Annotated in this window: 21 protein-coding genes; 13 read left to right on the top strand and 8 right to left on the bottom strand. The window is 60.8% G+C overall.

Translation table 11 applies throughout. The features are described 5' to 3' along the window. Window positions 1-68 precede the first annotated feature (68 nt). The 3 genes from Q0P52_RS14485 to Q0P52_RS14475 are packed head-to-tail and all read left to right on the top strand — an operon-like array spanning window position 69 to window position 3,060. Window positions 69-1,253, top strand: coding sequence for an ABC transporter substrate-binding protein (locus Q0P52_RS14485; protein ID WP_293765670.1), 1,185 nt, complete (start codon window positions 69-71; stop codon window positions 1,251-1,253). Then, a complete protein-coding gene (locus tag Q0P52_RS14480) occupies window positions 1,250-2,311 on the top strand; it encodes an iron ABC transporter permease (RefSeq protein ID WP_293765669.1) in 1,062 nt (353 codons plus the stop codon). The genes Q0P52_RS14485 and Q0P52_RS14480 overlap by 4 nt, the downstream gene beginning before the upstream one ends. Beyond that, entirely contained in the window at window positions 2,305-3,060 is a 756-nt protein-coding gene (locus Q0P52_RS14475; protein ID WP_293765667.1) for an ABC transporter ATP-binding protein, read from the top strand. Before Q0P52_RS14480 ends, Q0P52_RS14475 begins: the two co-directional genes overlap by 7 nt. 409 nt (window positions 3,061-3,469) lie before the next feature. On the opposite strand, the gene Q0P52_RS14470 is transcribed toward Q0P52_RS14475, so the two are convergent. Further along, entirely contained in the window at window positions 3,470-3,631 is a 162-nt protein-coding gene (locus tag Q0P52_RS14470; protein ID WP_293765665.1) for a hypothetical protein, read from the bottom strand. 358 nt (window positions 3,632-3,989) lie between these two features. On the opposite strand from Q0P52_RS14470, the gene Q0P52_RS14465 reads away from it, so the two are divergent. The 5 genes from Q0P52_RS14465 to arsA are packed head-to-tail and all read left to right on the top strand — an operon-like array spanning window position 3,990 to window position 7,996. Further along, window positions 3,990-4,352: a metalloregulator ArsR/SmtB family transcription factor gene (locus Q0P52_RS14465; protein WP_293765664.1), complete on the top strand. Its 363-nt coding sequence runs from the start codon at window positions 3,990-3,992 to the stop codon at window positions 4,350-4,352. After that, entirely contained in the window at window positions 4,277-4,768 is a 492-nt protein-coding gene (locus Q0P52_RS14460; protein ID WP_366062455.1) for an arsenate reductase ArsC, read from the top strand. The genes Q0P52_RS14465 and Q0P52_RS14460 overlap by 76 nt, the downstream gene beginning before the upstream one ends. 9 nt (window positions 4,769-4,777) lie before the next feature. After that, window positions 4,778-5,845: an ACR3 family arsenite efflux transporter gene (gene arsB / locus Q0P52_RS14455; protein ID WP_293813728.1), complete on the top strand. Its 1,068-nt coding sequence runs from the start codon at window positions 4,778-4,780 to the stop codon at window positions 5,843-5,845. Window positions 5,846-5,864: 19 nt separating this feature from the next. After that, window positions 5,865-6,230 carry an arsenite efflux transporter metallochaperone ArsD gene (gene arsD, locus Q0P52_RS14450; RefSeq protein WP_293765659.1) on the top strand — a complete coding sequence of 122 codons (366 nt, stop codon included), beginning with the start codon at window positions 5,865-5,867 and terminating at the stop codon, window positions 6,228-6,230. Next, window positions 6,221-7,996: an arsenical pump-driving ATPase gene (gene arsA, locus Q0P52_RS14445; RefSeq protein WP_293813727.1), complete on the top strand. Its 1,776-nt coding sequence runs from the start codon at window positions 6,221-6,223 to the stop codon at window positions 7,994-7,996. Before arsD ends, arsA begins: the two co-directional genes overlap by 10 nt. A gap of 380 nt (window positions 7,997-8,376) precedes the next feature. Here the strand turns inward: arsA and Q0P52_RS14440 are convergent, their stop codons facing one another. From Q0P52_RS14440 to Q0P52_RS14425, 4 genes are read right to left on the bottom strand one after another with little or no spacing between them, the layout of a single operon-like run. Then, window positions 8,377-9,483, bottom strand: coding sequence for an agmatine deiminase family protein (locus Q0P52_RS14440; protein ID WP_293765656.1), 1,107 nt, complete (start codon window positions 9,481-9,483; stop codon window positions 8,377-8,379). Window positions 9,484-9,537: 54 nt separating this feature from the next. After that, window positions 9,538-10,635 (bottom strand): polyamine ABC transporter substrate-binding protein, encoded by a 1,098-nt coding sequence (locus tag Q0P52_RS14435; protein ID WP_293765655.1) that lies wholly within the window; start codon window positions 10,633-10,635, stop codon window positions 9,538-9,540. Further along, the gene (gene aguB / locus Q0P52_RS14430; protein ID WP_293765654.1) at window positions 10,632-11,564 is read right to left on the bottom strand and encodes an N-carbamoylputrescine amidase; all 933 of its coding nucleotides are present in this window, start codon (window positions 11,562-11,564) and stop codon (window positions 10,632-10,634) included. The genes Q0P52_RS14435 and aguB overlap by 4 nt, the downstream gene beginning before the upstream one ends. Before the next feature lie 16 nt (window positions 11,565-11,580). Next, the gene (locus tag Q0P52_RS14425; RefSeq protein WP_293765653.1) at window positions 11,581-12,624 is read right to left on the bottom strand and encodes an agmatine deiminase family protein; all 1,044 of its coding nucleotides are present in this window, start codon (window positions 12,622-12,624) and stop codon (window positions 11,581-11,583) included. A 109-nt stretch (window positions 12,625-12,733) separates the two neighbouring features. Here Q0P52_RS14425 and Q0P52_RS14420 point away from each other — a divergent pair, with 109 nt between their 5' ends. Continuing rightward, the gene (locus Q0P52_RS14420) at window positions 12,734-13,639 is read left to right on the top strand and encodes a LysR family transcriptional regulator (protein ID WP_293765651.1); all 906 of its coding nucleotides are present in this window, start codon (window positions 12,734-12,736) and stop codon (window positions 13,637-13,639) included. Between the two features lie 35 nt (window positions 13,640-13,674). Here the strand turns inward: Q0P52_RS14420 and Q0P52_RS14415 are convergent, their stop codons facing one another. Beyond that, window positions 13,675-14,655 carry an L-threonylcarbamoyladenylate synthase gene (locus tag Q0P52_RS14415; RefSeq protein WP_293765650.1) on the bottom strand — a complete coding sequence of 327 codons (981 nt, stop codon included), beginning with the start codon at window positions 14,653-14,655 and terminating at the stop codon, window positions 13,675-13,677. Between the two features lie 415 nt (window positions 14,656-15,070). On the opposite strand from Q0P52_RS14415, the gene Q0P52_RS14410 reads away from it, so the two are divergent. From Q0P52_RS14410 to Q0P52_RS14400, 3 genes are all read left to right on the top strand, one after another. Further along, the gene (locus Q0P52_RS14410; RefSeq protein ID WP_293765649.1) at window positions 15,071-17,053 is read left to right on the top strand and encodes a methyl-accepting chemotaxis protein; all 1,983 of its coding nucleotides are present in this window, start codon (window positions 15,071-15,073) and stop codon (window positions 17,051-17,053) included. A gap of 179 nt (window positions 17,054-17,232) precedes the next feature. Further along, window positions 17,233-20,907, top strand: coding sequence for a PAS domain S-box protein (locus Q0P52_RS14405; protein ID WP_293765647.1), 3,675 nt, complete (start codon window positions 17,233-17,235; stop codon window positions 20,905-20,907). Then, complete coding sequence (locus Q0P52_RS14400; RefSeq protein WP_293765645.1) at window positions 20,894-21,889, top strand: two-component system response regulator; 996 nt, start codon at window positions 20,894-20,896, stop codon at window positions 21,887-21,889. Before Q0P52_RS14405 ends, Q0P52_RS14400 begins: the two co-directional genes overlap by 14 nt. Before the next feature lie 43 nt (window positions 21,890-21,932). On the opposite strand, the gene Q0P52_RS14395 is transcribed toward Q0P52_RS14400, so the two are convergent. After that, window positions 21,933-23,069: a response regulator gene (locus Q0P52_RS14395; RefSeq protein WP_293765643.1), complete on the bottom strand. Its 1,137-nt coding sequence runs from the start codon at window positions 23,067-23,069 to the stop codon at window positions 21,933-21,935. Window positions 23,070-23,307: 238 nt separating this feature from the next. Beyond that, entirely contained in the window at window positions 23,308-24,222 is a 915-nt protein-coding gene (locus Q0P52_RS14390) for a LysR family transcriptional regulator (RefSeq protein WP_293765641.1), read from the bottom strand. A gap of 160 nt (window positions 24,223-24,382) precedes the next feature. Here Q0P52_RS14390 and nfsB point away from each other — a divergent pair, with 160 nt between their 5' ends. Further along, window positions 24,383-25,036: an oxygen-insensitive NAD(P)H nitroreductase gene (nfsB, locus tag Q0P52_RS14385; RefSeq protein ID WP_293765640.1), complete on the top strand. Its 654-nt coding sequence runs from the start codon at window positions 24,383-24,385 to the stop codon at window positions 25,034-25,036. Window positions 25,037-25,100 lie beyond the last annotated feature (64 nt).

The following is a 25,100-nucleotide window of genomic DNA, read 5'->3' as shown; positions in this document are numbered from 1 at the left end:
ATTCAACCGAAATGGTGGGTAGCGCCGGTTTGACCGACTACTCATTCTTGGATTTCAAGAGATTCATCATGGCATTCCATCGTCGATGGGCATTTGCAGCCCTCATCCTGGCGGCATTAGCCGGTCTGCTGGTTTTCCTGGCAAAGCCGGTCAGAAGCAACGCTACCGCCGCAGCCTTACCCGGTGCCACCACGATTACCGACCTTGCCGGTCGCAAGGTGCCAGTGCGCCTGCCAGTACGGCGCGTGATCCTGGGCGAAGGCCGTCAGCTTTACCTGGTAGCGGCACTCGATACAGACAACCCTATGCAGCGCATCATTGGCTGGCGTAAGGATCTGATCCAGTCCGATCCGGACACCTATAACGCCTATCTGCGTAAATTTCCCAAAATTGCCGAGATTCCGACTTTCGGCGGTTTCGAGGATGGCTCGTTCGACATTGAGCAGGCGATCGCGCTTAAGCCCGACGTGATCATCATGAATATCGAATCGCAGCGCGCTACTGATGATGCGCGGTATATCGAGAAGCTCGGCGAACTCGGCATTCCGGTGGTCTATGTTGACTTCCGCCACTACCCGATGGAAAACACCGAGCCGACCATGCGTCTGTTCGGCAAGCTGTTCGGCAAGGAGGCACGGGCCGAAGCATTCATTGCGTTTCGACAGCAACAGATCAAGCGCGTCACCGACGTCATCGCCGCCTGGCAGCCGGCACGCCCCAAGGTGTTCATCGAACGCATCGGCGGCTATACCCAGGACTGCTGTCTGAGCTTCGGTAACGAGAACTTCGGCAAGTTCGTCGAGATGGCGGGTGGTCGCAACGTGGCGCACGATATCATCCGTGGTACCTTCGGCCAGCTCAACCCCGAGCAGGTAGTCGCCGCCAACCCAGACCAGGTGGTTATCACCAGCGCCAACTGGGAGGCGTTCGTTCCGCACGGTAGCTGGATCGGGGTTGGGCCGGGCGCAGACCTGGCGGAAGCCGCGCACAAGCTCGCCGCCTATACCAAGCGGCCGGCTTACGCCGGCGTTACCGCCAACCGGAACCAAGCCTTTCATGCCATCTGGCATCAGTTCTATAACAGCCCGTACCAGTTCGTGGCAATCCAGCAATTGGCCAAGTGGTTCCACCCGGGACTATTCGCCGATGTCGATCCGGATGCTACCTTTCGCGAATTGCACCAGCGTTTTTTGCCGATTAGCTACCAATCCGGCTATTTCGTGAGCCTTCCAGCCAAGGGGAAACAGTTATGAATTCCAGCCATGTAGCCCGGGTGGGGCAGCAGGCAATCTATCGCACGCTGGTGCGGCGCAAACGCAGCCTGCTCAGTGTACTCGCAGTGCTGCTACTGTTGAGCCTATTGCTCGACCTGGCATTGGGCCCTGCCAGCTATAGGCTCGAAGACGTGATCGGCGCCTTGTTGCATCCGAGCAGTGCCCCTGACCAGTTACGGGTGGTGCTGTGGGAGATTCGCCTGCCGGTGGCATTGATGGCAGCGACGGTGGGTGCCGCGCTTTCACTCGCAGGCGCGCAGATGCAGACTATTCTCAACAATCCCCTGGCGAGCCCGTTTACTCTCGGCGTATCCGCTGCTGCCAGCTTTGGTGCCGCGCTCGGACTGGCGTTCGGTCTCAAGCTGTTTCCGACCGCAACTGAGTATATGGTGCCGCTCAATGCCTTTGCCATGGCCATGGTGTCGGTTCTGATCATTCACTTGCTGAGTCTGCGTCGTGGCGTGGGTACCGAAACCATCGTGCTGCTCGGTATTGCATTGGTATTCGTCTTCAACGCGCTGCTGGCCTTGGTGCAATACTTCGCTAGCGAGCAGGCGGTGGCTGCTGTGGTGTTTTGGACCATGGGCAGCCTGACCAAGGCTACCTGGCCCAAGCTGGCCGTAACCTGTCTGGTAATTGCGCTCACGCTGCCGCTGTTCGTCAGACGAGCTTGGGCTCTCACCGCCTTGCGCCTGGGTGACGACAAAGCTGCCAGCTTTGGCATTAACGTGGCAAGGCTACGTTGGCAGACCCTGGTCCTCGTCAGCCTGCTTGCGGCGATCCCGGTCGCCTTCGTTGGTTCCATCGGTTTTGTCGGTCTGGTTGGCCCGCATATCGCACGCATGCTAATTGGGGAAGACCAACGCTTTTTCCTGCCGGCCTCGTTGCTGACCGGCGCGCTGGTGCTGTCGGTTAGTTCGGTGGTCAGCAAAACCCTGATTCCGGGCTCTATCTTTCCGATCGGAGTGGTGACCGCGCTGATTGGCGTGCCGTTCTTCATTTCCCTCATTCTTGGCAGCAGGAGAAACATATGGTGAAGCTGCGTTTGGAACGTCTCGGCGCAAGTTATGGAGGGAGGAAGGTTCTCATTGATGTCAGCACGCCCACCTTCTGCGGTGGCGAAGTGGTGGCAGTTGTCGGCCCTAATGCGGCTGGTAAATCGACCCTGTTCAAACGCATCGCCGGCCTGATCGATGGGCCTGGGCGTGTGGTGTTGGATGGAGCGCGCAAGGGGTATGGCAGCATCGGCTACATGCCGCAGGACATCAGCGCCAATGCGCGGATGACTGTATACGAATCTGTTTTGCTGACACGCAAGCAACAGGCACCGACGTGGATGGTACATGACAAGGACCTAGCAAAAATCGACACCATTTTGGCTTCGCTTGGCATCATCGAACTGGCGTTTCGCCAATTGAGTGAACTCAGCGGCGGACAGCGTCAACTGGTATCAATCGCACAGACGCTGGCACGTGAGCCGGAAGTGATGTTGATGGACGAACCAACCAGCGCGCTCGACCTGCATCGGCAGATACAGGTCCTCGACTTCATGCGCAAGCAGGCACACGAGCGCGGGCTTCTGGTTTTCATCGCCATTCACGACCTCAATCAGGCCTTGCATTTTACTGACCAGGTTGTAGTAATTGCTGGAGGCACCGCACGGGCCAGTGGTCCCAGTTGCAATGTCATCACGGAGCAGATACTGCGAGAGGTGTATCAGATCGACGCACGCATCGAGCGCTGCTCGCAAGGCATCGCTCATGTGATCGTAGATGGTGTGGTGTAATGGGATTTATCGAATACTCGGCCTCACTCAATTGCGCGCGGGGATACTCGATGTTCAAGGTGTCAATAGTGTCGGCTTAGCACTAGTGCCGGATGCAGTGCTTCAGCACTCACACGCGAGGTGAAGAGCGGTGGCTACGAATCAGCTCATCGGAGAGCACCTAGAACAGAGGTATCAGGCAGAACGCTGGCCTGTTCAAGATAGGGTGCGATTTGGCTGTCGCTGGGCATTGGGAGGACGGGGCAAGGCCAAAAAGCCAATCGTGCTTTGTTTTATGCTGGATGATGAGTTTTCGTGACTTATTAGCTTGGCGGATAGTGTGCGTCGGTGCGAGCAGCGAATCGGTCGATAAGTGCTGCCAGACGCCATCGGCATAGATGACCCCCTCTCGCAAGCACTGCCATGCTGTTCAGTGATTAGTCATGGCATTGGTTTCCAGCTGGCACAGGCTCAACAGATTTACCATCACTAGTTTGGCCTGCGGGGTTTTTTTCGGGGGCGACTTGAACGACCATACCGCACCTTGCCAAGCCGTTTCGAGATAGCAGCCCAACTCCTCGGCCTGATTCATTTCGCGCAGCGTCCTGCACCAAGTGGGCACGCAACGCGTAATGGTCCGCCATGCGGCGTAGTGCGGGATCGGTGATGAGGTCTTCGGGCTTCTGGTAATCGGCCAGCAAGCTGTCCAGTAGTGTGTCAGGTACGTCGTGTTTCTTCGAGCTCATTGTGTCTCCAGACTAGGTGGCAGTTTCCTGCCAAATGTCCGTTTACACAAAATTCAGTACACGCCCCCCTTTTGTTATTTGCTTGCACGAGCATTGCACGGCTCGTGCAACAGGCCATCCCGGTTGCGCCCAAGAACCTTGGCGCGCGCCACAACAATAAATCCGTCATTTGACTCGCTTCTATATTTCTATAATATTGGAAACATGGAAACTTTAACCGCTGCTGAAATCCTTGCCGCTCTCGGGCACGAGTCGCGTCTTGCTATCTTCCGCCTGCTCGTGGAGGCTGGCCCGGAGGGGGTCAACGCCTCCGCCATTGGTGAGCGCCTGAATATTCCGAATGCCACGCTGTCCTTTCACCTGTCGCACCTGAGTCGTGTCGGTCTTATCAAGGGCGAGCGTGAGAGTCGCTTCATCCACTATTCCGCCGAGTACGGGACGATGAACGAACTGATTGCATTCCTGGCCCACAACTGCTGCCAGGGAAAGGCATGTTTGCCGAAGACGACGGCTTGCGACGCACTCGCCAAGCGTCGGACCCAGAAGCCCCACTCCCAAGAGAAATGACCATGAGCAACCCGAAAACTGTCCTTGTTCTCTGCACGGGAAATTCCTGCCGCTCCCAGATGGGTGAAGCAATCCTTAACCACGATCTGGCTGGCCTCGTGCGCGGCATCTCCGCCGGCACCCTCCCGCAACCCAAGGTCGCCGATGGCGCCATCGAAGCCTTGCAGTTGGCGGGCTTGCCGACGGAAGGCCTGTTCCCGAAAACGGTTGAAGACGTCATGGACCAGGAAATCGATCTGGTGGTCAGCGTTTGCGACAACGCCAAGGAAACCTGTCCCGTTTTCCCGCGGCCGGTGAAGCGTATCCACGTGGGCTTTCACGACCCGCACGGCGAGCCGCTGGAAAGCTTCCTGGCGGTGCGCGACGACATTCGCGCACGGCTGGTGCCGGCTGTGCGCGAAGCCCTGGGCTTGTGAGGAACCATCATGTCTGTTGTTCAATGTGAAGCTGGCGCCAAGGCCGCGGCCGGCGCGCCGATGAGTGTTTTCGAGCGTTATCTGACCCTCTGGGTGTTTCTCTGCATCATCGCCGGTATCGCTGCCGGTCAGCTGGCGCCCCGCGTGTTTCAGGCCATCGGCCACATGGCGGTGGCGCAGGTGAATCTGCCGGTCGGCCTGCTGATCTGGGTCATGATTATCCCCATGCTGGTGAAGGTGGATTTCAGCGCCTTGCATGAAGTGAGGCAGCACGTCCGCGGCATCGGCGTCACGCTATTCGTGAACTGGCTGGTGAAGCCGTTTTCGATGGCTTTTCTGGGCTGGTTGTTCGTGCGGAATCTCTTTGCCCCCATGCTGCCCGCCGATCAGCTGGATAGTTATATTGCCGGCCTCATCCTGTTGGCGGCTGCACCCTGTACCGCCATGGTCTTTGTCTGGAGCCGGCTGTCCAACGGCGATCCGCTGTTCACGCTGTCGCAGGTGGCGATGAACGACAGCATCATGGTGTTTGCCTTTGCCCCGATTGTTGCGTTCCTGCTCGGCATTTCGTCCATTGCCGTGCCATGGGCCACGCTGCTGACCTCGGTCATCCTCTATATCGTCATCCCCGTCATTCTGGCCCAGCTTTTGCGCAAGACCTTGCTGGCCAAGGGGCAACCCGCCTTCGACGCTGCCATGGCCAGGATTGGCCCGTGGTCCATCTCGGCACTGCTTGCAACCTTGGTGTTGCTCTTCGCCTTCCAGGGCGAGGCCATCATCAAGCAACCTCTGGTCATTGCATTGCTCGCCGTGCCCATCCTCATCCAGGTATTTTTCAATTCGGCGCTGGCCTACTGGCTGAACAAAATGGTTGGAGAGAAGCACAATGTGGCTTGCCCATCAGCACTCATCGGGGCGTCGAACTTCTTCGAACTCGCCGTGGCTGCCGCCATCAGTCTGTTCGGGTTTGAGTCTGGCGCGGCGCTGGCCACAGTCGTCGGGGTTCTCATCGAGGTGCCGGTGATGTTGCTGGTGGTGAAAGTGGTCAATGCATCCAAGGGCTGGTACGAGGCCTGAAGCGCGCAAGGAGGAAATCATGAAGAAACTCGAAGTGTTTGATCCGGCCATGTGTTGTGCCACGGGTGTTTGCGGTGTTGATGTTGACCCGATGCTGGCCCAGTTCGCAGCCGACCTGAAATGGGTTGAAGCGCATAGCATCACCGTTGAGCGCCACAACCTCGGCCAGGAGCCGCAGGCCTTCGCCGCCAATGCGGACGTGGTCAGGGAGATGAAAGCCGGCATGGATCGCCTGCCCATCCTCGTCGTTGATGGCCATATCGTGTCCACCGGCATGTACCCGTCGCGCGCCCAATTGGCCCAGAAGCTGGGCATCGCGCTGACAACGGCCGAGAAACCGCGCATCAAGGCGGGTGGCTGCGGCTGCAAGCCGGGATGCTGCTGAGCAAGGGGTTGATCATGTCGTTGCCCGCTATCCAGACCCGCTACCTGTTCTTCACGGGCAAGGGCGGCGTCGGTAAGACATCGCTTTCCTGCGCTACTGGCCTGGTACTGGCAGAGGCTGGCAAGAAGGTGCTCATCGTCAGCACCGACCCGGCCTCCAACCTGGACGAGGTTCTGGGCGTGGATTTGAGCCAGTTCCCCACCGCCATTCCGGGCGCTCCGGGGCTGTTCGCCTTGAACATAGACCCGGAAACGGCTGCGCATACCTACCGGGAACGGATGGTGGCGCCGTATCGCGGCATCCTGCCAGCTGCAGCCATCCTGAGTATGGAGGAGCAATTCTCCGGCGCCTGCACTGTCGAGATTGCGGCCTTCGATGAATTCTCGAAACTGATCGGCGACCCCGCGATTACTGCCGGGTTCGACCACGTCGTTTTCGACACGGCTCCCACCGGTCACACGCTGCGCCTGCTGACGCTGCCCTCGGCGTGGGGCGAGTTCATCTCCTCTTCGACGGGCGGCGCTTCCTGCCTGGGGCCCTTGGCCGGGCTGGAGAAACAGAAGGCTTTGTATGCCGCAACGGTAGCCCGTCTATCCAGTGCCAGCGAGACGACCGTCATTCTGGTAGCGCGTGCAGACACGGCCTCATTGCGTGAGGCTAACCGCACCCGCCTTGAGCTGAACGGCCTGGGCATTTACAACCAGACGCTAGTCATCAACGGTTTGTTCTCTGGCGATACGGCTGGCGATGCGATTGCAGTTGCCATGGCGGCGCGCGCCGCTGACGCTATCGACTCCATGCCGTCTGAACTTGCCGACTTGCCGCAAACGCGCGTCCCCTTTCTGCCTCTTGGCGCAGTGGGCCTGGATGCCCTGCGGGAGATGGCGCACCCGGAGACGGCGGTGGCCCCAAACGGTATCGTCATGCCGGAAACCCTGTTGCCGCCCAATCTCCATGGTCTTGTCGACGCTATTGCAGCAAAGGGGCATGGGGTCATCATGACCATGGGCAAGGGGGGCGTCGGCAAGACAACGGTGGCGGCAGCCATTGCCGTGGCACTGGCCAAGAAAGGCCATAAGGTCGTGTTATCCACAACCGACCCGGCAGCCCACACGGCTGCGGCCATTGATGGCGTCGTGCCTGGACTTGCGGTAACCCGCATCGATCCCGTGCTGGAAGTGAAGCAATACACTGATGAGGTGCTGGCCAAGGCCGGACAGCATCTCGATTCGGGTGGGCGCGCCATGCTCGAAGAGGACTTGCGCTCTCCCTGCACCGAAGAAATCGCCGTATTCCGCGCCTTTGCGCGCACTGTGGATGAAGGCAAGGATGGTTTTGTGGTGCTGGATACCGCGCCAACTGGGCACACCATTCTTTTGCTGGACGCCGCTGAGGCCTATCACAGGGAAGTCATGCGGATCCAGGGCGACATGCCCAAGGCCGTGCTCCAATTGTTGCCTCGACTGCGCGACCCCAGCTATACCCGGGTGCTCATTGTGACCCTGCCGGAAGCCACGCCAGTTCATGAGGCGGAACGCCTTGCCGCCGATTTGGCGCGGGCAGGTATTCAACCGCATGCCTGGATCGTCAATCAGTCGCTCTTGGCGAGTGGTACAAAGCATCCCATTCTTTGCCAGCGTGGTGCATATGAAGAGCCGTACATTCGCCGGGTTGCAGACAGTCTATCCAAGCAATCGGCGCTGATACCGTGGCTGGTTGAAGCGCCGGTTGGCGAGAGTGGCCTGGAGCACTTGATCGGCGCCTGACTCGCAAGCAAATGCGTTGAGTGGATTTTGACAGCTTGCGCAGTGTTGCAGCCATTCAGTCAAAGACAGCGGTGAGCGGGGCAGACCGTGCGGCGTAGTCGCCGTGGAAGAGCGCTTTGGCCAAACTAGCTGCCGCCAGCCAGGCGCCTCGTCAGTGGGTCGGCCAGGGTGGTTCATGCCGGACAGTGCGTTTTGCATTGCTTAGGGATACTGAAAGTAATTAGCGCAGCCGGGGTGATTCAGGGGCGACTCCGCTTGCCGGCGCCATTCGCATCAAGGCCTTGCAGCACGCTTGCTGCAAGGCCTTTCTGTTTGACTCGCAACCCGGGAGGGGATGGCGGACAAGCAAGCTGTCCACGCGGTCGGCTTGGGCCCGGCAGCTACGCTGGCTGTTGTTGCGTGGTGCAATGAATGCCGCCGCCGCCCGCGGCGATGGGGTCGATGTTGAGCTGGACAATATCCCTGCCGGGAAACAGTTCGCGGAGAATCGCGCGGCTGTTGTTGTCCGCCCTGGCATCGCCAAATTGCGGCGCGATGACGGCTTTGTCGCAAACGTAGAAGTTGATGTAGCCGGCAGCGAACTCTTCGTTTTCATACTGCTTTCTTACCGAAGAGGGGCCGGCCATTTCCACCACTTGCAGCTTGCGGCCGCGCGCATCGGTGGCATTGCGTAAGATGCCGAGGTGGCGACGGGTCACGGCGTGGTCGTAAGAGGATGGGTCGTTATCCAGCCCGGCCACCACGACGCCGGGGCTGGCAAAGCGGGCGTAGAAGTCGGTATGGCCGTCTGTGATGTCTTTGCCGGCGATGCCGGGCAGCCAGATGATCTTGTCCAGCCCCAGCAGGGTTTTCAGCTCGGCTTCGCACACCGCCTTGCTTACACCCGGATTACGGTTACGGTTCAGCACACAACTTTCGGTAATGATGGCGGTACCTTCGCCATCCACTTCAATACCTCCTCCTTCCAGCACCAGCTTGCTGCGCAGCAAGGGGACGCCCGCCTTGCCGGCAATGTATTCGGCCAACTTGGCATCGTCCGCATGCGCTTGCTTGTTGCCCCAACCATTGAAGTTGAAACTGACCGCAGAGCGCTCGCCATTGCTGTTTTTGACAAAGACCGGGCCGGTGTCCCGCAGCCACAAATCATCCATTTCCGTCTCAAGCAGGTTGATGCCATTGCCGCACAAGCGGGCGGCAATATCGTACTCCTCGGGTCGCACCAGCATGTTGACCGGCTCATACTGCGCAATGGCGCGGGCTATTCCGGCCAGCGCCGCGCGGGCGCCGTCCCGCAGGCGGGCTCCCCATATTTCTTCGTCGGGACCAAAGCCCATCCAGGTGGCGGCGTGTCGCTCGCCTTCGTCCGGCATGCGCCAGACAGCAGGGGCAGCTTGGGCGAGGCTGGCACTCAGCCCGGTGGCACCGACAAGCAGTCGGCTGCCGGCCAGCATCAGTCCTTGTGCGATAAACGCGCGTCGGGTATTCATTTTGCGCTCTCCTGAAAGCGGCGAATCCGGCACGGTTGTCGTGCCGGTCGCGTCTTACTTGCCTGTCTTGAAGGTAGTCCACAGCCGGTTTTCCAGCCGGCTGCTTTCCGCACTTTGGGTACTGAGCGTGAATAGGGATTTGCGCACGGATTCCGGCGGGTAAACTCCCGGGTTTTGACGCAGATCCGGCTCAACAAAAGGTTGGGCCTTCAGATTGGCATTGGCGTAACGGGTGGCGTTGGAAATATGCGCCACGATATCAGGCCGCAGAATGAAGTTGATGAACAGGTGGGCATTGTTCGGGTGCGGTGCGGTTTTGGGTATTGCCATGCTGTCATACCACATCAGTGTGCCTATGGCGGGGATGCTGTACACCAGTTCCCGACCCTTGCCCACTTCGCGATTCTTTTGAGCGGCCAGATTGATGGCGCCCGAGTACCCGGCAAACACGCAAAGTTCTCCCTCCATCAGCTCGTTGGCGTTGGCCGAAGTGGCAAACAGGCTGATGGCCGGTCTGATCTTCATCAGCATGTTGCGCACGGCATCGTAGTCTTTGCTGTCCGCATTCTGCACATTGCGCCCCGCATAGTGCAGGGCCAGCGGCAGGATCGTGCTGGCGGAGTCCTGCAGCCCCAATGCGCAATGCCCAGCGGCCAATCGTTTTGCAATCTGCGGATTGAACAGCAAGTCCAGACTGTTGGCCGGCATGTCTTTGCCGAGAATCGACGCCACTTTCTTGCGGTCGTAACCGACACCGACAGTGCCCCACATATAGGGTACGCCATACTGATTGCCCGGGTCGGAGCGCGCCATCAGCTTCAACAAGGCGGGGTCCAGATTGCGCAGATTGCTCAGGCGGCTCTTGTCCAGTTTGCGAAAGGCACCGGCCTCTATCTGTTTGGCCATGAAGTCATTGCTTGGCCATACCAGATCGTAGCCGCTATTGCCGGTAAGGAGCTTGGCCTGCAGCGTCTCATCGCTGTCATAGCTGTCATAGCGCACCTTGATACCGGTTTCTTTCTGGAATTGCGCCAGCGTATCAGGCGCAAAGTAGTCGGACCAGTTGTAGAGGTTAAGCACTTTTTCCTCTGCCGCGTGCGTGAAGCCTGACGCCAGCATTGCGGCAAGAATGAAGACCTGTCTGGACATCATGCGAGCTCTCCCGTTTTGCGATAGCAGGATGCCTGGCCGTCGCTGGTCAGCAGCGCGCGGTACATTTCCGGACGACGGTCGCGGAAGAAACCCCAGGATTGGCGGTCCGCCCTGATGGCGTCCAGATCAAAGGTATGCAGCAGGATGGTTTCTTCGGTGCGGCCGGCTTCCGTCACTTTGGCGCCGGTGTGATCGGCAATGAAGCTGGAGCCATAAAACACGCCGGTCAGTCCCTGCTGCCGGTCATTGCCATTGCCGAAGCCGGTTTCGGCGCCGATCCGGTTTGCCGCTACCACCGGCAGCATATTGGCGGCGGCATGGCCTTGCATGGTACGTTGCCAATGGCCGGAGGAGTCGTATGCGGCGTCAAACGGTTCGGAGCCGATGATGGTCGGGAAGCACAGTACTTCCGCCCCCATCAGCGCCAAGGCGCGCGCGGTTTCCGGATACCATTGGTCCCAGCAAATGCCGATGCCGATACGGCCAAAGCGCGTATCCCATACCCTGAAGCCGGTATCGCCGGGCGTGAAGTAAAATTTTTCCGTGTAACCGGGGCCGTCCGGAATATGTGTCTTGCGATACACGCCCAGTACGGCGCCGTCGGCATCGGCCACCGCCACCGAGTTGTAAGCGGCATTGCCGGCGCGTTCGAAAAAGCCGATGGGCAGTACGATGCCCAGCTCGCCGGCGAGCGCGGCGAAGCGGGCAATGCGCGCGTTTCCGGCAAAAGGTTCGGCCAACTCTAGATGACGAGCATTCTGGTCCAGGCAGAAGTACGGCATCATGAACAGTTCCGGGCACAGCACCAGCTGGGCCCCTTGTCCGGCCGCCTGGCGGATGAGCCGTTCCGCTCTCGCCATATTGTCTTCCAGGTTCCAGCTGCCGGATGCCATCTGTATCGAAGCCACTGTCAGGGTGCGATGAGTCATAGGTTGTTCCTTGTGCTCAGTGAGAGGCCGCGACAAGCGGCTGTTGCTGGGTGGAGCAATGCAGGCTGCCGCCGCCTATGGCAATGCGGGTAACCGGCAGCAACAAGACTTCCCGATCCGGGAATGCCCGAGCGAACACCTCCCTGGCCGCATCGTCCTCCGGGACGCCGAACGCGGTGGAGATCACCGCGCCATTCACCAGGATGTAATTGGCGTAACAGTCGCAATAGCGCTCAGACCCATAGCGCTCGCTGACCATGGGTGATGGCAGGTCGAGCAGTTCAAAGCGGTTTCCCTTGGCGTCTGTCGCCAGCTCCAGTGCCCGGCGGTTTTCCCGCATGATGCGGTAGTAGTCGCCTTGCTCTTCTTCGGCAGACTGGCAAAGCAGCTTGCCCGGCGCGATGAATGAGGCAATGCCGTCAACGTGGCCATTGGTTTCGACTTCTTCGGGGTTCCCCGGCAACCAAATGATTTTTTCCACGCCCAGCATGCGTTTGAGCTCGGTCTCGATCTCGGAGCGACTCCAGGAGGGATTGCGATTGGGGTGCAGCAAGCAACTCTCCGTGGTCAGCAAGGTGCCTTGCCCGTCCACATAAAACGAGCCGCCCTCCAGAATGAGGTGGGAGTTGAAAATGACGGTGCCCGCATGGCGAGCCATGTCTTGTCCCAATTGCTGGCAGCCATCGTAAGGCTGGTATTTCTCGCCCCAGGCGTTGAAACGGAACAGCGCTGCGCCCAGTTGCCCGCGATCGCCTTGCAGGAATAGGGGGCCGCAGTCCCGCACCCAGTTGTCTTCCGCCGCCACCGCCAGCACGCGCACCGTGGGGCCGCACAATGCTTGGGCCCGCTCGGCCTGGCTGAAATGGGCGGTGACGATGCAAGGCTGAAAGCGGGCGATGGTTTGCGCTGTCAGCGCGAATTCGGCGCAGACTGCCTGATAGTGCTCGCCCCACAGTCCTTGCCGGTACTCCGCCACGGGCCAGCCCAGCCAGGTGGCTTGCTGCGTTTCCCACTCTGCGGGCATGCGAAAGCCGGCTTTGCGGGCATCAAACTGCATCATGGTCATCTCCTTTGCTTGTGGGTGGTGAGCGGAGTATGTGATAAATCATGCTTGATAAAAATTGATGTTTATTGGCTTAATTGGCCAATTTTTCTCATGAGTTTCTGCCATGCACCGTATTCCGTCCCTGAAGTTGCTGATGGGGTTTGAGGCCGCTGCGCGACTGGGCAGCTTTGCCCGGGCTGCGGACGAGTTGTGCCTGTCTCAATCGGCCATCAGCCACCAGATACAGCAACTGGAAGAGCAGACCGGGCAGACGCTGTTCAGGCGGGTGGGGCGGGGGGTTGAGCTGACCATGGCGGGCGAAGTGCTGCAAAGGACCGTGCAGCGCTCACTGGAAACCCTGCGCAGCGGGCTGGGGCGCATTGCTACTTATCTGGACCCGGGCCTGGTAGTGCTGGTGTGCCCGGCGCCGCTGTTGCATGGCTGGTTGCAACCACAATTGGAACAATTGCAGCGCGACCTGCCTGGCTTGTGCCCATTGCTGTCCACCGATGAAACCGCCCGCTATGTTGATGAGATTGATGTCGATATCACTATCGGCAGCCGTCCCATCCAGCAGCCGGGCTTGCTGGAACTGCCGTTGCTGCAGGATCAATGGGTGGTGGTGGCCAGGCAGGATGTGGCGGGTCGGCTGAATGGGCTGCCGCAAGAACAGCATACCGGGCATTGCTCGCTGATTTGCCTGGAGGAGCATCTGACCGGCGAGTTCACCGGGCCGTTATTCCGGCAATGGCTGAACAGCTTCCGCATGGCGGCCATTTATGACGACCAGCGCTGCGTGCTGGATGCGGTTGCTCGGGGGCGCGGCATGGCCTTGGTATCCAGACTTGCCGCGCTGGAAGGTTTGCAAGACGGTACGCTGGCAAGGGTAAACGGCTACCCGGTATTGCCTGGCCAGAGCTGGTGGTTGTCCCGGGTGACTGGTACGCCGCGTTCGGATCAGGTTCGCCAGGTTTTTGACTGGCTGCTTGAGCGTGCGGCGGCGCAAACGGAAGCGCAGCCGGCCGGGTAAAGCGGCGGGTGCGAAGACACCGCCTTGCTTGTCGCTTAGCGAGTGGCCAGCTCTTCTGGCAGGGGAACGCTGGCGCGCAGCAGGCGATCCCGCACCGGCAGCCAGTCGGGGTGGTCCGGAGGAAGTTCAATCAACAGATGCGTGCATGCGCTGGCATCGGCTTCATGCAGCACGGCGTAGATCCGGCTGGCGCAAGCCGCCGGATCATCTGGCAGCAAATGGGTTTGCCCGGTGTTTTCCGGGGCGGGGCCAAAGCCGATATAAGCCCAGCGGCGCTCCGGGTGCGGGGGCCAGCGCAGAGGCCTGGCCTGGTTTTCCACCCGGAAGCAGGGCAGTCGGGGTGCGTAGTGAGAGGCTAGGGCGCCCGGCACTCTGGGCGCTGGCGCGCTGGCGCGGGAAGCCAGTGGTAGTATCTCGGCCAGTTGGGCCTCGCTGATGGCGCCGGGTCTGAGAACCCTGGCCACCGGGCCGCTGAGGTCGACAATGGTGGATTCGACGCCTACGCGACAGGGGCCGCCGTCCAGTACGGCGGCAATACGCCCTTGCATGTTCTTCAGCACATGCTCGGCGCAGGTCGGGCTGATGTGACCGAAAGGGTTGGCCGAAGGGGCCACTACCGCATGGCCCAGCTCATCCAGTACCGCCTGAAACAGCGGGTGGGCCGACCAGCGCACAGCGATGGTGTCCTGCCCGCCGGTAATCAGCGGCGATGCTTGCGCCGACGCTGGCAGAACCAGTGTCAGCGGTCCAGGCCAGAAAGCTTCAGCCAGGCGCAGCGCCGCTGGCGGTACGGATGCCACCCAGTGGGCAAGATGCGCCAGATGCGGAATGTGCACGATCAATGGATGATCGGCGGGCCTGCCTTTGGCCTGAAAGACCTTGGCGACGGCGTCCGGATTGCGGGCGTCGGCAGCCAGTCCGTATACAGTTTCGGTGGGGAGTGCCACCAGTTCACCGGCGGCGAGCAGAGCGGCGGCGCGGCGGGCATGCACCGGGTGATGGTCGAGATATTCCATGGTAGGGATTCAAGGATTGCGGGCATCGCAGCACTCAGGCGCGGTCGGAGCGTGCGCCGCATTGCTGGCGGCGGGCTGCTCATGCATGGCGCCGCGGCTAATATCGGGCTGCCCACGGGGCCGGCCGCCCCGGCGCGCTGCCGCGGACACTTGTCTGTAGCCGGCGGGCGAAGCGAATACCTTTCACTCTGAAGGAAAATGTATGTTCCGTAAAATACATTAAACATCAGAAATCGATCGTTAAAACAGAATAATTCTGCCTGTGGGGTCCGTCAGATCCGGGGAGGAATGGCGATGCGGCGACCGCATTGTCTGCTTGCTGCTCGGACATTTCCTACCCGTTCGGTCTATCATGGTTAAACCATGCTTTTGACATGGCCATGATAAAAACGACATCGCTCGAACGGAGTCAGAGATGTTTTTCAAACGCGCCAAAGCCGAGGCAATCGCCTCGCCATCTTCATCCAGCCAGTCACTCATCCAGGTCATCAAAACCCGCAGCGGCAATCTGGACGCCGATCTGAACGCGGCGTCGCGCGCTGGCATCCGGCTGGTGCTGGGTTTCATCGCCCCTTCGGCCAACCTTGATCAAGTGGCCCGTTCCGCAGCGGCGGCGTTTCCAGGCGCCCGCGTGGTGCTGACCACCACCGCCGGCGAGTTGTGTTCGCTGGATGGCCGCGACGGTCTTTACCTGCCGGCGCAAGGGCAGTGGGACAGCATGGTATTCCAGCTGTACAGCGAGGAGGTGCTGTCGGATGTGCATGTGGCCAGCGTGTCGCTGGAGTGCGAAGACATCAAGCGCGGTCAGCCCAAGCTGAGCCACGGCGAGCGCGTGAACCGCATCGCCGGCAGCCTGGGCAAAGTCGCGCTGCCCTTCACCATGAATTACCAGGAAGGCTTCGTGCTGACCTTGGTGGACGGCCTCTCCAACAGCGAGAGCTATCTGATGGAAGCGGTGTACGACTCGGAGCGCTTCCCTTTCCTGTTTGTCGGCGGCTCGGCCGGCGGGCCGCTGGATTTCACCATGACCCGGCTGCACGACGGTCAGTCTGTCCGCGACGGTCACGCCGTGCTGGTGTTCATCAAGCTCAAGCCTGCCTACCGCTATGCGGTGTTCAAGTCGCAGAACTTCCAAGAAACCGGCGTCAGTTTCACCATTGCCGAAGCCAATACCGAGTTGCGTCAGGTGCAGTCGGTGTTTGATCGCGACGGCAAGGTCTGCAATGTGCTGGACGCGCTGGCGGCGCATTTCTCCTGTCGTCGCGAAGACGTGGGCGGCAAACTGGCCAAATACAGTTTCGGCATTCGCATCCGCAACGAGATGTTCGTGCGTTCCGTATTGAGCGTGGACGCGGTGCGCGGCATGCTGCAGTTCGCTTGCGATCTTTCCTTTGGCGAAGAACTGCTGCTGCTCAAGCAAGAGGGCCTGGTGGATCGCACTCGCAACGATTTCAACCGTTTCAGCCAGGGCAAGCCGCAACCGATAGGCGGTCTGCTCAATGACTGCATCTTGCGCCGTCTCAACAATGCGGCGGAACTGTCGGCGGGCAATGTGTACGGACAAGTGCCGGTGGCGGGTTTTTCTTCCTTCGGCGAACTGCTGGGCGTCAATATCAACCAGACGTTGACCGCTGTGTTCTTTTATCCGGCGCAAGGCTTCAAGGATAGCTTTGTCGAGCTGTTCCCCGTGCATTACGCCAACTACAAAAATTACTTTTCATCGCGTGAGGTGCTGCGCGCCCGCTGGATTGACCGCATGAAAAGCAAGGTGATTCACGAACTGCAGGGCTACAAGAGCTTTGCCAGCCAGTTGATGGAAAGCCTACCCATGTTCCGCCAGACCTCGGCGGAACTGGTGGCGCATCTGCGCTCCATCCAGCAGGAAATCACCCGGTTCACCTCCAGCGTGGACGAAGGCAACAGGGCGTCCAGCGCGGTGAACGAACGCATTGGTGACCTGGAAAAAGATGCCCGGCAGATCGGCGAAGTCATGATGATGATCAAGAAGATCGCCGAGCAGACCAATCTGCTGGCGCTCAACGCCGCCATCGAAGCCGCCCGCGCCGGCGAGGCCGGGCGCGGTTTTGCCGTGGTGGCCGACGAGGTGCGCAAGTTGGCCAACAATACGCAGTCCAATCTCGATTCCACTGGCGGGACGGTCCAACATGTGATGGACGGTGTGCAGACCGTGGGGCTGGGCATGCGGCAGATGAACGAACTGGTGGGCAACTTTGCCGGCGAGATGCAGCAAGTGCTGGGTCTGCTGCAGCGGCTGGTGGACACCTCTTCGGGCAGCCAGGTGCAATTGGACCAGATGGTGAACAGCACGGAAGAGCTTTATCAGCGCATGCGGGTGGTGGATCAGGATCTGGAAGCCATCATCGCGCTGGAGCGCTAAGCCGCCAGATGCGCCGCAGGCTGCCGCAAAGAAGACTGCCGGGGCGGTTCCCGCAGTCTTTTGCATGCCCGCAACCCTGCCGGCATCAGGGTTGATCTTTGGAATCGTATGCATGACAATGCGGTGTAGGCCGGCTGCTTGTCCGGCTGTCTCTCACCGTTAGCCCCGGAAAGCCCGGCATGTTTGAATCCTTTTTCATCCGCGAGGGCACGCCCACCGCGCTGCTTTTACAGGGCAGCTATCGTCCCGGGCTGGTGCTGCTGTCGCTGTCGGTGGCCTCGCTGACGTCCATGGTGGCGCTGCAGGTGGCCGGCATGGCGCGCGAGGCCGGCAGCCGGGGGCTTCGGCAAACCGCTTTGCTCAGCGGCTCATTCGCGCAAGGCGTGGGCATCTGGGCGATGCACTTCATCGGCATGCTCGCCTTTGATCTGTGCTCCAGCGTGCGCTACGACCAGGGCATTACCTTGTTGTCGATGCTGCCGGCGGTATTCGCCTCCTGGGTGACGCTGAACATGCTCTCGCACGAGCGGGTATCGCCTGCGCAGCTGATGGTGGGCGGGGTGCTGGTGGGGTCGGGCATTGGCACCATGCACTATACCGGCATGGCCGCCATGGTGATGGCGCCGGCGTTGCGCTATGAGCCCGGCTGGTTTTTCGCCTCCATCGCCGTGGCGGTGGCGCTGGCCATGCTGGCGTTGTGGATTCGTTTCGGCCTGGGACGCGGGGGTGTTTTCACGCCTTTGCAGTCCATCTTGCTGGGCGGGGTAGTGATGGGCGTGGCCATTGCCGGCATGCATTACACAGGCATGGCGGCGGCTCGCTTCATCGGCAGCGCAGAACCGGGCTACCAGGCGGGGGCGAACCAGAACGGCAGTCTGGCGCTGGCGGTGTCGCTGTTTACCGTTTGCGCCGGCGTCTTTGTCATGGCCGGCAATGCCTTGCTGCGCTACCGGCAGCTGATGGGCGAGCGCACCGCCGGCGAGGCGCGCTTGCGCGCCATTGTGGATACCGCCGTGGACGGTATCATCACTATCGATGCACAGGGCAAGGTACTGTCGCTTAATCGTGCGGCGGAACAACTGTTTGGCTGGCGCGCCGATGAACTGGTGGGGCGCAACGTCAATCACCTGATGCCAGAGCCTCACCGCTCAGCTCATGACGGCTATCTCTCGCATTACCTGGACAGCGGCGACGCTCGCGCCATCGGCGTGGCGCGCGAAGTGTCGGCGCTGCGCAAGGATGGCACGGTTTTCCCCATACGCTTGGCGGTGGGCAAGGTAGAGCATGGCGGCGAGCCCATGTTCGTCGGCTTCATCACCGACATCAGCCAGCGCCGGCAAATGGAGCGTGAGCTGGCCAAGCGCGAAACCCAGTATCGCACGCTGATCGCCAATATCCCGGGCGTGGCTTTCCGCAGCCTTGTCGATGAGCAGTGGAGCAAGATCTTTATCAGCGACGCCATTACCGAATTGTGCGGCTGGGACAAGGAGCTGATTCTCAGCGGCAAGCTGAGTCTGGCCTCCATCATCCACCCTGATGATTTGCAGCGTGTGCGCGATACCGTGGCCGAAGCCGTGGCCAACCATCGCTCCTATATCGTGGAATACCGCATTTTCCATTTTGGCGGCGGCGAGCGCTGGGTGTCGGAAAGCGCCGGCATCGTGTTTGATCTGGACGATACGCCGCAATGGATAGACGGCGTGCTCATCGACATCACCGACAGTAAGATGCGCGCGGCGGAGCATGAGGGTGTGGTGTACGCCATACGGCGCGCCCTTGCTGTGGCCGAGTTCGACATGAATGGCCGCATTCTTGACGCCAATGACAATTTTCTTGCCCTGACCGGCTACAGGCCGGATGAGTTGCTGGGGCAGCATCACAGCATCTTGTGCAACCCGGGGGAGACCGATGCCGCGTCTTACCGGGCATTCTGGCTTGCCTTGCGCACAGGCGCTTTCCAGGGTGGCGAGTATTGTCGCCGTCGCCGCGATGGTCGCGAACTATGGATTCAGGCGGTCTACAACCCGATTCTCGATGCCGACGGCAAACCCTGGAAAGTGGTGAAACTAGCCAATGACGTCACCGTGCGCAAGGCCATGGAGCGCGATCTGACCGAAGCGCGCGACCGCGCCGAGCAGGCCGCCGCCGCCAAGGGCATGTTCCTCGCCAACATGAGCCATGAAATCCGCACGCCGATGAACGCCATCATTGGGTTTGCCGAACTGCTGCTGGACACGCCCCTGACGCCGCAACAGCAGCGTCATCTGCAAACCGTGCGTCAGTCGGCGCGCTCCCTGCTGGGTTTGCTCAACGATATTCTCGATACCGCCAAGCTGGAGCGGGGCGCGCTGGAGCTGGATGAGGCCGACTTCTCCCTGCATGGTCTCTGCGAGCAGTTGATGGAGTCTTTTGCGTTGCAAGCCAAGGCCAAGCCGGGCTTGGCCTTGCGGCTGGAATACGATGCCGCGTGCCCTGCATGGGTACATGGCGACGCCTTGCGCATGCGCCAAGTGCTGACCAATCTGCTGGGCAACGCGGTGAAGTTTACCGAGGCCGGCAGCGTCGTCCTGCATGTGGCGCGCGACGGCGGCGCGCTGCTGATCGAGGTGAGGGATACCGGCATCGGCATCGCGCCGGAGCGGCTGGATTCGATTTTCGCCCCGTTCACCCAGGCAGACGCCAGTATGGCGCGCCGTTTTGGCGGCACCGGGCTTGGCACCACCATCGCCCGCCAGTTGATCGAATTGATGGGCGGGGTCATTACCGTGGACAGTCGCATTGGCGAGGGCAGTGTGTTCAGCCTGCGCCTGCCGTTCCAGGAGGCGATAGGCGCTGCGGCGCTGTCCCCCGTGCCCGGGCGCTTGGCGCTGCCAGCGCTCAGCGTACTGGCGGTGGACGACGTGCCAGAGAATCTCGAGCTGCTGCAGATGATGCTGGCGCGGGAGGGCATGCGGGTGACCGTCGCAGAGGGCGGCTCAGCGGCGCTGCAGCGGTTTGCCGAAGCGCGCTTCGACATCATTTTGATGGACGTGCAGATGCCTGATATGGACGGATTGACCGCCACCCGGCAAATGCGTGAACGGGAGCGCCTGCTGGGTTTGCCCGCCGTGCCCATCATTGCGCTGACGGCCAGTGTACTGAGTCAGGATCGTCACGATGCACAGGCTGCGGGCATGAACGGTTTTGCCGGCAAGCCGGTGGACATGGATGCCTTGAAGCAGGAAATGGCTCGCGTGCTGGGGCTGGCGCATGCTGTAGAAACGGGGCATGCGCCGGCCGCCGGGGTGGTGATCGACTGGAAAGGCGCCGCTGCGCGCTGGGGCGGGGCGGCTGCGCTGACGCCGCGCATCCGCCGTTTCCTGACGGATTATCAGGATGCGCCCTCGACGCTGGCCGGCGCGGACCGAGACGCGTGCCGCCAGCTGGCTCACCGTTTGCGCGGCGTGGCCGGCAATTTGGGCCTGACTCAAGTACAGCAACTAGCCGAGGCGATCGAATCCGCCGGACATTGTGATCCCGCTTCGAGCAAGGCCTTGCGGGAAACGATGGCCGCCGTGGCAGCCGAGCTTCCCGCAGAAGCCGCTCACGACGAGCCGGCAAACGACGCGCCGCTGAATGCCGCCGCCTTGCCCTTGCTGCAGCGCGTGGCGGAAGCCTGCAGGCAGGGCAGGCTGGACGATGATGCGCTGGCGGCATTGGCCGGCCTCTTGCCGGCCTCTGGTCTGGGCGCGCTGTGCCAGGCACTGGATGATTTTGATTTTGACGCAGCCGAAGCCTTGGTGGCCGACTGGCAGGCAAAGTGGGACAGCATGGCCGCCTCGGGCGGAGAAACGGAAAACAATGACGCGCCCTGACGACCTTCGGCCAACCTTGCTGCTGGTGGATGACGAGCCCAATAATCTGCAAGTGCTGCGCCACATCCTGCAAGACGCTTATCGCTTGCTGTTTGCCCGCGACGGGGAGAAAGCCTTGGCCTTGGCCCGCGCTGAACGACCGGACCTGATCCTGCTGGATGTGATGATGCCGGGCATGACCGGGCTGACGGTATGTCGCGAACTCAAGGCCGATGCGCAGACCGAAGCGGTGCCGGTGATTTTCGTCACCGCGCTCAGCGACAGTAGCGACGAGGCGGAGGGTTTCGCCGCCGGCGCGGTGGACTACATCACCAAGCCCGTCAGTCCGGCCATCGTACAGGCCCGCGTGCGCACGCACCTGTCGCTGGTGCGTGTGGACGAGTTGCGGCAAACCCGCTTGCAGGTCATTCAGCGGCTGGGCCGCGCAGCCGAATTCAAGGACAACGAAACCGGGCTGCACGTCATCCGCATGAGTCATTACGCCAGGGATCTGGCACTGGCTGTCGGTTGCGACGACAGGTTTGCCGAAGACTTGCTCAACGCCGCGCCCATGCACGATATCGGCAAGATAGGCATTCCGGACGCCATTCTGCAAAAACCGGGCAAATTGGACGACGAGGAGTGGCGGGTGATGCGCACGCATCCGGAGATCGGCGCGCGCATTATCGGCGACGACAGCTCCAGCCTGCTGCGCATGGCGGCCAGTATCGCGCTGGCGCACCACGAGCGTTGGGACGGCAGCGGTTACCCGCAAGGATTGAAAGGGGAGGCGATTCCACTGGCGGCGCGCATTGTGGCCATCGCCGATGTATTCGACGCGCTGACCAGTCGCCGCCCGTACAAGGGGCCGTGGAGTGTGGACGATGCACTGGCGTGGGTCGCCGGCGAGGCGGGCAAGCATTTTGATCCGTCGCTGGTCAGCGGCTTCCTCTCTTTGCGGCCACAGCTGGAGGCCATTCGACAACGCTGGGGGGAGGAATGAACAAGGGGGCCTGCGGCCCCCTTGTTCATTGGTTGAGTCAGTGTCAGTGGCTGGTGTGCGGGGCGGCTACATCGCGCAACTTCTGCACCAGTTGCGTCAAGGCTGCCTGCGCATCGCCAATGTCTTGCTGCGAGGCCAGCACGCCCTCTATGGCTTCATTGAGCACGTAGGCGATGTCTTTCTCCTGTGCGTCTGTCAGGAACATGCCGATGACAGACGCCATCATCGTCTGGCGCAGGTTCTCGATACCCATGCGTACCGCTACCTGATTGTTGCGCTGGGTGGCGTCCAGTTGCTCCATGCGGCCGGTCAAGGCAAAAACCAGCTCGGCGATCTGCTGGTCGCGCTGCTTGTGCCTTTCTTCATTGATCAGACCATCCAGCTTGTAATTCACCCCGTCCAGCAGCAGCGCCAGATTGTCGCGCATGCGGCCCGCCAGATCGTGGTTGTCGCGCGGTACATTCTTCACCAGCAAGGAGACGTGGGGGTAGTTGATCTGCATCATCGACTTGAACTGTACCAGGCGGCCCATGCCCCGCTGGTTGGACAGGATCGCCGCCTCCAGCTGGTTGACTTCATTGTCTAGTTTCTTCAGGAACACCTCGGACAGACCATGCACTTCCAGACAACCCTCCAGCCCCATGTCGCTGACCGAGCGCAGTACCACGGCGGAAAGGTCATCAATGCCCGAACAGGTGGCGATGCGTTTGAACGCCTCCACCAGCACACCCAGTTCGTTCATGCCCGCCATGGCCGTCATGGCGGCCGAACTGGCGTAGGCAAGGCTGTCGTGCAACTGGCGCATGCGCTGCAGATTGTCCAGATAGGTGGCTACCTTGGCCTGCAATACCGCCATGTCCACCGGCTTGGCGATGTAGTCGACGCCTCCCACTTCATAGCCGCGGATCTTGTCTTCGGTTTCTGCATGGGATGAGACAAAAATCACGCAAAAGCTGTTGGGCTCCTTGTGCTGGCGCAACTTCTCGCAGACGTCGTAACCCGAGATCTCATCCTGCAGGTCAACGTCCATGATGACGAGATCGATATCGTTGTTGATGAACGCCTGCTCGGCTTCTCCGGCGTTGATGGCGCCGTGAACCGTATGATTTTCCATTTCCAGACCGGTGCGCATCAGTCGCTGGATGATTTTCTGGTCGTCTACAACCAGGATGTTGCCCATGAGCTTTCCCTTGCTGTTGGCTGTCAGCTGGCTACCGGCGAAACCCGCAACGGATGCCCTTGTTGCCCCCTGTGCGGGCAGCGGTGTCGGCATGGGGTTGTACTGGCAGCGCTGGTCGTTTTTATGGAGAGGGGCCACTGTCGGTAGTCAGTTTCCAGTCAATAATATAGCCAGCGCTTGATGGGATGTCTGAGTAATCACTTGTCAAAATGGGAATGCTTGGCCGGAATCCTGAAGCTCAGGCAGGCTGCGCCTGTGCAACGTGTTCTGCCAGGCGCTGCGCCAGAAACTCCCGCAGCGCTTGCACTGCCGGGCTCAGCAAGCGTCGGCTGGCGCACATCATGTTCAAGGGCGCGGGGTCGCCTTGCCATGCGGGGCACAGCGCCACCAGCCTGCCGCAGGCAAGGTCGGCGGCCACGTCCAGCCCGGATTTGTAGGCAATGCCCAAACCCGCCAGCGCCCAGCGACGCACCACGTCGCCATCATCGGCCTGACGATTGCCGCGCACGTTGACGGTGAGCGTCCGGTCGCCTTCGGCAAACCACCAGCGGTCGTGAAAGCTGTCGCCCAACATGTAGCAAAGGCAGTTGTGCCCGGTCAGCTCGCCGGGGTGAACCGGCGTGCCGTGCCTTGCCAGATAAGCCGGCGAGGCGCACAGCACCCGCCTGTTGGCCGGGTAAAGCGGCAGGGCGATCATGCCGGAGTCCGGCGGCTCGCCATAGCGGATGGCCAGGTCCACCGGTTGCCGATACACATCGGCCAGCCGGTCCGACAACTGGGCACGAATGGCCACCTCCGGGTGACGCGCCATGAATTCGTCCAGCCAGGGCAGGATGACATTGCGCCCCAAATCGGAAGGCATGGACAGTTGCAGCGTACCGCGCAGCACCTGATTGCCGCTGTGCAGCGCCTCGCGCGCCCCGTCCAGCAACTCCAGCGCCTGGCGGGCGCTGCCGAGAAACTGCTCGCCTTGCGGCGTAAGGCGCAGGCTGCGGGTAGAGCGGACAAACAGCTGGCATTGCAGCTCGGCCTCCAGCCGCTTTAACGCGGCGCTGGTAGCGGCCGGCGTCAGCCCCAGCTGGCGGGCTGTGGCGGTGAGGCTGCCGGATTCCGCCGTCTTGATGAAGATATCTAAGTCCTGAAGCGCTTTCATGGTCAAAAAATATTTGATAGTGGTTCAAACATGGATCGGTTTTTCAAATTGTCAGCATGGTGCATGATGGCGGCCAATGGCAATACGGCTTGTCGATTCCGATATGAAAATCCGGATGTCCGGCCGCACGCCCAACCCGCTTTCACATGGAGAAACCGAGATGAACGTCGCTGACATCGCCCAAACCCGCTACACCACCAAGGCCTTCGACCCGGCTTACACTTTGCCCGCCGATATCGTCGAGCAGATTGAAACCCTGTTGCGCTTCAGCCCCTCATCCACCAATGCGCAACCCTGGCATTTCTTTATCGCCGCCAGCCAAGAGGGCAAACAAGCCGTCGCCAAGGCCACGACGGGGCCTTACGCCGCCAATGAAGCCAAAGTGCTCAACGCCTCGCACGTGGTCGTGTTCTGCACTCGCGCCGCGATTGACGAGGCGCATTTGCAGGCGGTGCTGGACAAGGAGGAGGCGGACGGCCGCTTTGCCAATGCCGATGGCAAGGCCGGTCAGCACAAGGGTCGTTCTTTCTATGTCGACATGCATCGTTTCGAGCGCCGCGATGCCCAGCACTGGATGGAAAAACAGGTGTATCTGGCGGTGGGGACGCTATTGTTGGGCGCGGGCGCACTGGGAGTGGACGCTTGCCCCATTGAAGGTTTCGATCAGAAAATCCTCGATGACGTATTGGGCTTGCGCGAGAAGGGCCTTACCAGCGCAGTCATCGTGGCGCTGGGCAAGCGCAGCGAGCAAGATTTCAACGCCAAGCTGCCCAAATCGCGTCTGGCTGCCGAAACCGTCATCACTCGCCTTTGAGCCCGGCGTCCGCCGGTCCCGACAGAGCAATGAAAAAGCCGAAGCAGTTGCTTCGGCTTTTTTT

This window comes from uncultured Aquitalea sp. (genome assembly GCF_945957525.1).
GTDB lineage: Bacteria > Pseudomonadota > Gammaproteobacteria > Burkholderiales > Chromobacteriaceae > Aquitalea.
Note: the sequence above shows the minus strand (reverse complement) of the source record. Positions and strands in the feature narration are given on the sequence as shown.